The organism is Brevibacterium permense (genome assembly GCF_025506275.1).
Classification (GTDB): Bacteria; Actinomycetota; Actinomycetes; order Actinomycetales; family Brevibacteriaceae; genus Brevibacterium; species Brevibacterium permense_A.
Genome location: NZ_QYCP01000001.1, coordinates 125,029 through 135,744 on the forward strand (window position 1 = coordinate 125,029; position 10,716 = coordinate 135,744).

At 66.0% G+C, this 10,716-nt stretch carries 10 protein-coding genes; 8 read left to right on the forward strand and 2 right to left on the reverse strand.

Annotated features, from left to right (window positions below):
* Positions 1-384, forward strand: coding sequence for an L-rhamnose mutarotase (locus D3I60_RS00540; RefSeq protein WP_262774006.1), 384 nt, complete (start codon positions 1-3; stop codon positions 382-384).
* A gap of 58 nt (positions 385-442) precedes the next feature.
* Positions 443-1,612 (forward strand): L-rhamnose isomerase, encoded by a 1,170-nt coding sequence (gene rhaI / locus D3I60_RS00545; protein WP_262774008.1) that lies wholly within the window; start codon positions 443-445, stop codon positions 1,610-1,612.
* 33 nt (positions 1,613-1,645) lie between these two features.
* Here the strand turns inward: rhaI and D3I60_RS00550 are convergent, their stop codons facing one another.
* Positions 1,646-2,377 (reverse strand): hypothetical protein, encoded by a 732-nt coding sequence (locus D3I60_RS00550; RefSeq protein ID WP_262774010.1) that lies wholly within the window; start codon positions 2,375-2,377, stop codon positions 1,646-1,648.
* 177 nt (positions 2,378-2,554) lie between these two features.
* Between D3I60_RS00550 and D3I60_RS00555 the strand changes: the two genes are divergently transcribed.
* The 3 genes from D3I60_RS00555 (at position 2,555) to D3I60_RS00565 (ending at position 6,084) form a co-directional block, all read left to right on the forward strand.
* Positions 2,555-4,057: an MFS transporter gene (locus D3I60_RS00555; RefSeq protein ID WP_262774012.1), complete on the forward strand. Its 1,503-nt coding sequence runs from the start codon at positions 2,555-2,557 to the stop codon at positions 4,055-4,057.
* Between the two features lie 87 nt (positions 4,058-4,144).
* Positions 4,145-4,474, forward strand: a complete 330-nt coding sequence (locus D3I60_RS00560; RefSeq protein ID WP_262774014.1) for a carboxymuconolactone decarboxylase family protein — start codon at positions 4,145-4,147, stop codon at positions 4,472-4,474.
* 176 nt (positions 4,475-4,650) lie between these two features.
* On the forward strand, positions 4,651-6,084 hold the full coding sequence (locus D3I60_RS00565) for an MFS transporter (RefSeq protein WP_262774016.1): 1,434 nt from the start codon (positions 4,651-4,653) through the stop codon (positions 6,082-6,084).
* A gap of 21 nt (positions 6,085-6,105) precedes the next feature.
* On the opposite strand, the gene D3I60_RS00570 is transcribed toward D3I60_RS00565, so the two are convergent.
* Positions 6,106-6,846, reverse strand: a complete 741-nt coding sequence (locus D3I60_RS00570; RefSeq protein ID WP_262774018.1) for a DeoR/GlpR family DNA-binding transcription regulator — start codon at positions 6,844-6,846, stop codon at positions 6,106-6,108.
* Between the two features lie 177 nt (positions 6,847-7,023).
* On the opposite strand from D3I60_RS00570, the gene D3I60_RS00575 reads away from it, so the two are divergent.
* Genes D3I60_RS00575 through D3I60_RS00585 form a run of 3 tightly spaced genes read left to right on the forward strand, consistent with a single transcriptional unit; the run spans position 7,024 to position 10,378 of the window.
* Positions 7,024-8,163, forward strand: coding sequence for a 2-hydroxyacid dehydrogenase (locus tag D3I60_RS00575; RefSeq protein ID WP_262774019.1), 1,140 nt, complete (start codon positions 7,024-7,026; stop codon positions 8,161-8,163).
* Positions 8,160-9,593: a xylulokinase gene (locus D3I60_RS00580; protein ID WP_262774020.1), complete on the forward strand. Its 1,434-nt coding sequence runs from the start codon at positions 8,160-8,162 to the stop codon at positions 9,591-9,593. Before D3I60_RS00575 ends, D3I60_RS00580 begins: the two co-directional genes overlap by 4 nt.
* Positions 9,594-9,616: 23 nt before the next feature.
* A complete protein-coding gene (locus D3I60_RS00585) occupies positions 9,617-10,378 on the forward strand; it encodes a DeoR/GlpR family DNA-binding transcription regulator (protein ID WP_262774021.1) in 762 nt (253 codons plus the stop codon).
* The last annotated feature ends 338 nt before the right edge of the window (positions 10,379-10,716 follow it).

A 10,716-nucleotide genomic window follows, 5' to 3' on the forward strand; every position in this document is an offset into this window, starting at 1 on the left:
ATGGAGCGGGTGTGCTTCCGCATGCAGGTCGATCCTGCCCGCCTCGATGAGTACGTCGCGGCCCACCGGGCCGTATGGCCGGACATGCTCGAGGCCCTCGAATCCGCCGGTTGGCGCAACTACTCCCTGTTCGCGGATCCGACCGGCATGGTCATCGGCTATCTCGAAACGGACGACTACGAGGCCGCGCAGAAGGGAATGGAGCTGACGGAGATCAACGCTGCTTGGCAGCAGTCGATGTCTCCGTACTTCACTGCCGGCGGGTCGTTCGACGCAGGACCGGAACGAATCCGCGAGGTCTTCCACCTCGAGGACCAACTCGCTGCGGCCCGGGCCGAAGTACACCCCCGAGTGACCACTGCATCGGATCCAGCGACCCGCTGATCCCTCAGCCCTTGCCCTGAACTCAGCATCACAGCAACAGTAAGGAACACCCATTCTCATGACCGCTCGCCCCACCTTCGCCGACATCACCGATCAGCTCGCCGCACAGGAGATCGAACTGCCCTCCTGGGCGTTCGGGAACTCCGGTACTCGGTTCAAGGTCTTCGGCACCCCGGGCACACCGCGGGACCCATTCGAGAAGATCGCCGATGCCGCAAAGGTCCACGAACTCACCGGACTCGCTCCACAGGTGGCCCTGCACATTCCGTGGGACCTCTGCGATTTCGATGATCTGGCTGCCCATGCCGCCGGACTCGGGGTGCGTTTGGGCACCGTCAACTCGAACACATTCCAGGACGACGACTATAAATTCGGTGCCCTCACCCATGAGGACGATCGCATCCGCGCCAAGGCCATCGACGCCCATCTCGAATGCATCGACGTCATGGATCGAACGGGATCCAGGGACCTCAAGATCTGGCTGGCCGAAGGATCGAACTACCCTGGCCAAGCGGACATGCGGGGCCGTCAGGACCGCCTCCACGATTCGCTTTCCCAGATCTACGACCGTCTCGGCGAGGAACAGCGGATGGTGCTCGAATACAAATTCTTCGAGCCCTCGTTCTACCATACGGATGTGCCCGACTGGGGCACGAGCTACACCCAGGTCGCAGCGCTCGGCGACAAGGCGCTGGTCTGCCTCGACACCGGCCACCATGCTCCGGGCACGAACATCGAATTCATCGTCATGCAGCTGCTGCGCCTGGGCAAGCTGGGCTCGTTCGACTTCAATTCCCGGTTCTACGCCGATGACGACCTCATGGTCGGCACCGCAGATCCATTCCAGCTCTTCCGAATCATCCACGAGGTGATTCGCGGAGACGGCCTCAACAGTCCCGATATCGCGTTCATGCTCGACCAGTGCCACAACGTGGAGAACAAGATCGAAGGTCAGATCCGGTCTGTGCTCAATGTCCAGGAGATGACCGCCCGCGCACTCCTCATCGACACAGAGGCACTCACCGAGGCTCAGCGGGCCGGCGATGTCATCACCGCCAACGACATCTTCATGGATGCGTTCTACACCGATGTGCGCGGCGACCTCGCTGACTGGCGAGTATCCCGCGGACTGCCGGCCGACCCTATCCGTGCCTTCCGCGAATCCGGCTACCAGGAGCAGATCGCAGCCGACCGCGTCGGCGGAGCCCAGGCCGGTTGGGGCGCCTGAGCCCGCATCCCATGCCATCGGCGAAGGCCCGGATCAGTCGAGGATACCGCGGCCGGTGATGGCCGAGGAACTGATGATGAGCACCTCCCGCTCATCCGTGAGGACCCGGATGAATCCTGCCTCTGCGGTGAGCACATAACCGGTATGCGTCTGCCCATCGACGGTGATCTCCTCGTGCGCCATCCACGGGGTATCGACGAATACGGCCAGCACCAGGAATCCGACCACCGAGGCGATTCCGAGCCGCCGCAGCAACCGACCCACCAGATCATGACCAACCCCCTCACGCCACAGCAGTCGCAGCAGAACGACGAGGATTCCGACCCCGAGAGCACCGACAACGAACCAGAGTGAGCGGAAACTGAGCAACCACGTCACCGAGGCTGCCAGGAGCGCCGCAGGGAACAGCAGTTCGCTCAGGGTCCGGCCCCGCCCCAGGTCGACGGCCGGCCAGATCAGCTCGATGAACGCCAGTGGCAGCAGGACCGCCAGCAGAATGCCGGTGAGAGTCGGTTCCGCGAAGAGGGTGCCGAGGACGATCGGGAGAGCATCGGAGAAGTCCAGGGTCTCGGCGATCGAGGACGCTGTCCCCCAGTTCCAGTCGGCAACGGCCATCAGCCGCAGCAGCAGGAACAGAGTCGCCACACCCGCGGTCGTCCCTGCCGCAATGAACGGACGGGACCGGCCGGGGCGACCGGCAATCCCACCGCCACCGTCCGGGTTGCCCTCACCGCCACCGCCCGGAACATCGTTCGTCTCCGCCATCGCCGCTCCTTGTCAATAGGCATCATCCCCATCTCGATGCTATGTCATCGGATCGGAGCCCCCACCTGCGATTCGTCATAGGCGAGGCGCCACCCGTATGGCCGCCGAGACTTGTTTGGAATACTCCATGGGGGTATCGTGAGCTCCGATAATACCCCTATGAGGTATAGGACACCGATGACCACTCCATCCACCGAATCCACATCATCCACCGCTCCCGCCGGGCAGCGCGCCGAAGCACCGACGAGGAAGGGACTCCTCGTCCCGATGCTCGTCGTCTCCGGCGGCCAGCTGCTCATCGTCCTCAACGACGTCATCGCCAATGTGGGCCTGCCCGCCATCCAGGCCGATCTCGGCATGTCAGCCGGCACGATGCCCTGGGTCGTCAACGCCTACATTCTCCTCTTCGGGGCCCTCCTGCTCTTCGGCGGCCGCCTCGGCGATCTCTACGGACGTCGCCGTCTGCTGCGCATCGGACTCATCGTCTTCATGGCGGGAGCACTGCTCGCGGGACTGTCCACCAGCGGCATCATGATCATCCTCGCTCGCGCCATTCAAGGCGTCGGCGCGGCGCTGACCGCGCCGAATGTGCTCGCGTCGATCAATTCCACCTTCCCCGCCGGCAAGCAGCGAACCACCGCGCTCGCTCTCTACGGGGCGATGTCGGGCCTCGGCATCGCCGTCGGGCTCCTCGTGGGCGGTGTGCTCGCGGGCACCCTCGGCTGGAATTGGATGTTCTATCTCAATCTCCCCATCGGGCTGATCCTGCTCGCCGGCACTCGGACCCTGGTCGAGGCCGACAGCCATCAGGGACGACTCGACATGCCCGGCGCCGTCCTCGGCACGGGAGCCATGGCGTCCCTCGTCTATGCCATCACCCGCGGCGGCGAACACGGGTGGTCAGACCCGGTCACCCTCGGATCTCTCGGCGCCGCCGCGGTCCTGCTGCTCGTGTTCGTCCTGGTGCAGTCGAGGACGTCCGATCCGATGCTGCCTCTGCGGATCTTCGGCAATCGCAACCGCTCGGGTGCATACTTCGGGATGCTCATGGTCTCCTTCGGCCCTCTGGGCATGTTCTACCTGCTCAACCTCTATATGCAGTACGTGCTCGACTTCACGCCCCTGCAGACCGGCCTGGCCTGGCTGCCCTTCGCCATCGGCATCGTCCTCGGCGCCGGGATCAGCTCGAAGCTCGCCGCCAGCCTCGCCCCGCGCTGGGTGATCGGAGTCGGAATGCTCATCGCCGCCGCCGGCCTGTTCTCGCTGACCTTCATCGGCACGGACACCTCCTACTGGGCACATCTGATGCCGGCGATCTTCGCCACCGCCTTCGGCTTCGCTCTCAACTTCGTGCCGCTCACCTCGGCGGCCGTGAGCAGTGCGGCACCCCAGGACACCGGGATCGCCTCCGCACTGCTCAACACCGGCCAGCAGATCGGCACCGCCATGGGAATGGCCGTGACCTCGAGCATCGCCGTCGCCATCACCAGCAATCATGTGCCCGATGCGCTCGCACGGCTGGCCCAGGGGCGCAAGGACGGCGATGCCGCCCTCATCACTCAATCCGCCGAGGCGCTGGTGACCGGTTATACCGGCGCACTGACCGTCGGCGCGATCTCGCTCCTCGCCGCCGCCGTCATCACCGCGATTATCGTCGACGCCGAACGACCCGCCGCATGAGACCCTCTGATCCCCCGGAGGCTCCGGGACAGCAGCGCCCGGAGACTCCGGGCTCCGCCACCAATCACCCCACGAAAGGACCAGCAGATGCACTCGCACACCAATGAAGCGACGTTCATGACCGATATCAAGGAGGGCGCACCGGAGATGGTCTCGGCCTTCTTCGGGTTCGACAAGGCCGTGTTCGCCAAGGACACCGGCAATCTGGATCTGGCCACCCGTGAACTCATCGCCGTCGGCGTCGCGGTGACCACGCAGTGCCCCTACTGCATCGAGGACCATTCCCGGCGCGCCGTCAAGGCCGGGGCCTCCCAGGCCGATGTATCCGAGGCCGTCATGGTCGCCGCCGCTCTGCGCGCCGGCGGCGGGGTCACCCACGGCTGGAAAGCCATGAAGGCGATCAGCGAGGACGAATGAGCCGCTGATCGCGCAAGCCGGGATCACGCAGGAGGGAGCGCTGCCCACGGGCGGTGCTCCCTCTCGCGCATTCACCTCGGCGATTATTCTTCACAACTTCTCACATGATATGACATACTCTTACATGTGCATGTGCCATGGGGCACAGTTTCGATGACGAAGGAGTCGAGCATCTGATGTCCACGACCACTGCGCCCCCGGCGCCTACACGCAACTTCCTCGGGTTGTCGATGTCCCTGTTCTGGGGATATGTGGCGATCGCCTTCTTCATGACCGGCGACGGCCTGGAGCAGGCGTTCCTCTCCGACTACCTGTCCAATTCTGTCGGTTTCAACACCGGCCAGATCGGCACCATCTTCACCGTCTACGGCCTCATGGCTGCGATCGCGGCCTTCGCCTCGGGCGTCCTCGCCGAATACTTCGGACCGCGTCGGGTGATGACGATCGCCGTGGTCGCCTGGATCGTCTTCCACATCGGCTTTCTGCTCTTCGGCGTGATGCAGGCCAACTACACCGCGACGCTCATCCTCTACGCGATCCGCGCCTTCGCCTATCCGATGTTCGTATACGGCTTCGTCGTCTGGATCTCCTATGCCGCGCCCTCGAACCGTCTGTCCTCGGCGATGGGCTGGTTCTGGTGCTTCTACTCCATCGGTGTCGGAGTCTTCGGCTCGTATCTTCCCAGCCTCGTCATCCCCGTCATGGGCGAACTCCCGACGCTGTGGAGTTCGATCGGCTTCGTCCTCGTCGGCGGGATCATGGCGGCATTCCTCGTCAAGGGACGTGGGCCCGAGCACTCCGGACCGCGCACCGCCGCCGGTCTCGGGAAGGTCCTCGGCGAGACTATCGCGATGCCCTTCCAGAACGTGCAGCTCGCCTACGGCATGATCCAGCGCATCATCAACCAGGTCTCCCTCTACGGCTTCATCGTCATGCTGCCCATCGTCTTCGTCCGCGATATCGGCTTCGCGCAGACGACATGGCTGCAGCTGTGGAGCCTCGTCTACCTCGTCACCGTCTTCACGAACCTCATGTGGGGAGTGCTCGGCGACAAGATCGGCTGGGTGCGCACCGTGCGCTGGTTCGGGGCGATCGGCATGTTCACAGCCACCCTGCTCATGTACTTCGTGCCGACGGTCTTCGGACCCAATCCCTGGCTCACCGCGATTGCCGTCATCGTCTTCGGCTTCGCCATCGCCGCCTATGTTCCGCTCTCGGCGCTCATGCCGGCACTCGACCCGCATCGCCGCGGCAACGCTGTCGCACTGCTCAACCTCGCCGCCGGACTGTCCCAGTTCATCGGTTCGCTCATCGTCACTTTGCTCTGGGACGCCATCGGCACAACCGGCACCGTCATCGCCCTGGCCTGCACCTACCTCGTGTCCTTCGGGCTGAGCTTCCTGCAGAAGGTCGATCAGGATGCGCTGGCGAAGGCCGATCGGGAGACCGCCGAGGCGGCTGCGGGCTCCGCGGCGGCTGCTGCCACGGAGCCCGTGGCGCCGGCCGCATCCGCCGTCGGCGCGGGCTCACCGGATTCCCCGGAAGATGTCGCACCGGTGGACCCCGCCGTCCCCGAGACTCCGGAGACGCCGGGTTCGGCCCGGGCCTGATCGGGCCCGGCATCCGGAGGATCAGAGAATCGTGGCAATCGAATCGCGATATGCGTCCAGCTCCCTCGTTCCCGGGGCGAGGTCCGTGGCCAGGGTGGTGATCTCCTCGGCCCGCACCGCCGAGGCAGTCGCCGTCCGCCCGAGCTTCTGCGCATGGGCCCCGACGACCAACTCGGCGGAGACACGGGAGAAGGCCCGTTTGACCTCCGCCTCCTCGAAGGTGTCCTCGGAGCAGCCGTACGGGTCGATGGCCGCCGCCGAGGCGAAGAAGACGGGGAACCGCATGGAGTCGAGCGTCGCGGTGGCCACCGGGCCGACGAGCGAATCGCTGCGTTCGTCCGCCGTGCCGCCCGTGAGGACGGCGATGACACCGGGGCGCCGTTGCAGGGTCTCGAAGGTGAGGAGGCCGTTCGTCACCACCGTCAGACGGCCGGCTCCCGTGATGAGGCTCGCGAGGCGGTGCATCGTCGTCGAGGAGTCCATCGCGATGACGCCCTCGGCAGGGACGAGCGGGAGCAGCTTCTCGGCGATGACGCGCTTCTCCGCGGCATGGCTGCGATCGCGGTTCTCGAAGCTCACCGGTCCGGAGGACACCGCTCCCCCGCGCACGCGCCGGGCGAGCCCAGCCGATTCGAGGGAGTCGAGATCGCGGCGCACTGTCATCTCGCTCACGCCCAAGGCCTGGGCGGCACTTGTGAGGGAGACCGATTCCGCGGCCTTGAGTTCGGACAGCAGCCAGTTCCGTCGCTCTTCAGATGCCAATGACCCCATACTCCCAATATTAGGGTGCCGGTCCTTGATTTCAGGGTGCCGCTACCTCAAGCGAGTGCCGGGCGTCCGGCACATGGCACACTTTCGACAACACACGCAGACACCCACCGATCCACACAAAGACTTCCGATACACAGCACGCACACACGAACGAGACAAGGAAACACGATGAGCACGACACCAGCCGTTCTGGCCGCAGGCGACAACTTCATCCTCCCCGGCACCTTCGCCCGGGCGCTCGAGGCCGAGCTCCCCGGACGGGCAGAGATCGAGGAGCTGCTTCTTCCCTGGCCGGATGTCCCCTTCGGTTCCGTCGCCGAGGTGAATGAGGCCTCCGGGACCGAGGACGAGCTCATCGCGGCACTTGCCGGCAAGACCGCACTCGTCACCCAGCTCGCGCCGGTGTCCGAGAGGGTGCTCGAAGCCTGCCCCCAGCTCCGCTTCATCGGCGTCTCCCGAGGCGGACCGACGAATATCAACGTCGAGGCGGCCCGCGAGCGCGGTGTGCTCGTCGTCAACGTTCCCGGCCGCAATGGCATCGCCACCGCCGAGATGACCCTGGGGCTGCTGCTCGCGGCCTTCCGTCGGATTCCCGTCGCGCATAACACCCTCATGAACCGCGAATGGCGGGGTGGCTTCTACCGCCACGACCAGGTCGGCCGCGAGGTGTCCGGCTCGACGATCGGGCTGGTGGGTGCCGGTGCCGTCGGCTCCCATGTAGCCACGGTGCTCAGTGCCATGGGCGCCGAGGTGCTCGTCCACGACCCGTACCTGCCCGCGGGTGCCCTCGACGGAGTCGTCACCCGTGTCGCCGAGGTCGACGAGCTCTTCTCCCGGGCCGATGCCGTGTCGATCCATGCCCGGCTCACTCCGGAGACCGAGAACCTCGTCGACGCCAGTCGCCTCGGCCTCATGCGGCCCGGCAGCATCCTCGTCAACGCCGCGCGCGGACCGCTGGTCGACTACGGTGCCGTCGCCGATGCGATCGAGTCCGGTCACCTCGGCGCCGCAGCCTTCGACGTCTTCCCCGATGAGCCCGTGGACATGGACGAACGGATCCTCAAGCTGGCCCGCGCGGGCCACGATATCGTCGTCACCCCGCACATCGCGGGTGCCAGCACTCAGACCGCCGAGCGTGCCGCCCACGGTGTAGCCCGGGAGCTGCGGCTGGCCCTCGACGGCGAGGCACCACTGCACCCGCTCACCGAGGCACGGCCGTTCGCTGCGGGTGCGGCGGCACCGGTTGCGTCGGTCGACGGTACGCCTTCGAAGACTGCCACTTCGACGCCCGCCGAGGCAGCGCGATGAGTATGGAGATTCTGCTCGGAATCGACGTCGGCACCTCCGGGGTCAAGGTCGTCGCCTCGTCGATGGACGGCCGGATGCTTCGGGACTCAGTCGCCCGGTATCCCACCACCGTGAGGCAGGACGGCGACGGTGCCGAACAGGACGCCGAGGTGTGGTGGTCGACGCTGCTCGACATCTGCTCGACCGTGGTCGCCGGGGACCCGGTGGCGGCGGTGGCGGTGACGAGTCAGGCGCCGACCCTGGTTCCCATCGACGCCTGCGGTGTCGCGGCGGGGCCGGCACTGACCTGGCTCGACCGACGGGCCGTGGGCCAGGGCGAGCGCATCGAGAACATCGCTCCGGGACACCGGCACGGAGGCGATCCCTTCTTCGGCACCGCGAAGCTCGCCTGGGTGCAGGAGGAGCGTCCGGAGATCGCCGTGCGCACGGCGCAGGTGCTCAGCGCCAATGGCTTCATCGCCCACCGACTCACGGGGGCGGCGGCTCTCGACGACAGCACCGCCTCGCTCATGCAGGCCTTCGACGAGGCGTCCGGACGGTTCGATGAACGCCTGACCGGGGCGGGCTTCGGCCTCGAACTGCTGCCCGAGGTGGTGCCCACGACTCAGATCATCGGCACGGTCACCTCGGCGGCGTCCTCGCTCACCGGGATTCCGGCCGGGACTCCGGTGGCCGCGGGCGCCATCGATTCGATCGGGAGCGCCCTGGAGGCCGGAGCCCTCGAGGTGGGTGATCCGCTCGTCGAGATGAGCGGTTTCTCGAGCGTGACGATCCTCCCGGTGCCGGGCGGCACCCGTGTCCCCGGTTTCATCCACTCGCGCCACTGTGTTCCCGGTGTCGATCTGCTCATCACCGCCCAGGTCACCGCGGGTGCCACTGTGGACTGGCTCAACCGCACAGCCGGCGGTGAGCAGGATCTGCGCGAACTCGGGCCACTGCAGGAGAGGTCGCGGCCGTCCAGGCTCACATTCGTCCCGGCGCTGGCCGGGGAGCGCACGCCCAGTTGGAATCAGCGGACGCGAGGGCTCATCGACGGCATCGATCTGGGCAGCGACGGGGTGGATCTCATGCTCGCCGCGATGGAGGGCAATGCCCTGGCGCTGGCCACGGACCTGCGGATCCTGCACGAGCACGGTTTCGAAGTGCCGCGGATACTGAGCACCGGCGGGGGTTCGGCCTCGGATGTGTGGATGCAGATCAAGGCCGATGTGCTCCAGGTCGAGGCGGCCAGGCCGAGGACCGGTCATGGTGCGGCGCACGGCGCGGCGTTCCTCGGTGGACTGGCCATCGGACGACTGGATATTGCGGACATCCGCGGGTTCAGCGGGGAGATCCGGTCGCGGTTCACGCCCGATGTTGCGATGCGGGAGGCGTATGAGAGGAAGCTGGAGCGGTTCGGGCGGCTGCTCGAGGTGGCGCGGGATCGGTAGGGGTCCCGTCTAGGATGAGAACCATGGTCATCGGTTCAAGTCTCTCCTCCCAGGAGCGCAGGCAGAAGCTCCTTGCGTTGCTGGATGCGAACGGCGAGCTCCGAATCGAGCAGGTGGCGTCCTCGCTGGATGTCTCGTCGATGACGATCCGCCGTGACCTCGGCGAACTCGAGGACGAAGGCCTGTTGCGTCGGGTGAGGGGCGGCGCCGTGCCCGTAGTCACCGCCCGCCCCTTCGAACAGCGCCAGGCCGTTCGCGCCGGGGCGAAGTCGATTATCGCCCAGAAGGCCCTCTCGCTCATTCCGATGCGCGGCGTCATCGCCTTCGACGCCTCGAGCACTATCACCACCCTCGCCGAGGCGATGGGTCCCCGCGAAGATCTCACCGTGCTCACGAACTCCGCCCCCACCGCCGAGGCGCTCGACCGTTTGGCCGGAGTGACCGCCCTGCTCACAGGTGGTCAGCGCGAGCCGAGCACAGGCAGCCTGGTGGGGGAATTGGCGACACGCAATGCCGCCGACTTCCACACCGAAATGTTCTTCGCCTCGACCGGCGGGGTCGATGCCTCAGCCGGATGCACCGAGGTGTCGTTGGCGGAGGCCCAGGTGAAGAAGGTCTTCGCGGCGCATGCTCGGCGGACAGTGCTGTGCGCGGACTCATCGAAGCTGGAGCAGGTGTCGGTGGCGAAGTCGTTGGCGCTGGATGAGGTGTCGATGCTGGTGACGGAGTTGGACCCGGGGGATTCGCGGTTGGACGGGTCACGGGGGTTGGTGGAGTTTATTTGACTAGTACCTTCGCGGCTGACATCGAAACGAACGTTAGCAGCTTCGCGAAGTCGCGCGAATCGGCTCAGCTCAACCACTAGCACCTCCCCAATCACCAGTGTTCTTTCGTCAGCGCGCAACCGGCGTCGGCGCTCGGAGATAGGCTCGCCGCATGGGACACGTCCACTGATGAGGATGCAGTTCAACGCGGGAGTGGTTGGGATGAATCTGCTCGACTACGTCGACCAACGTGTGGTCCTGTTCGGAGTTCCGGGCGTTTGAAAAAGTCACGTAGCCGGCACACTCGACGGCGCCCTGTTTCTCGAGCGGAGCCCCACACCCGAATGACTCCTCGATGA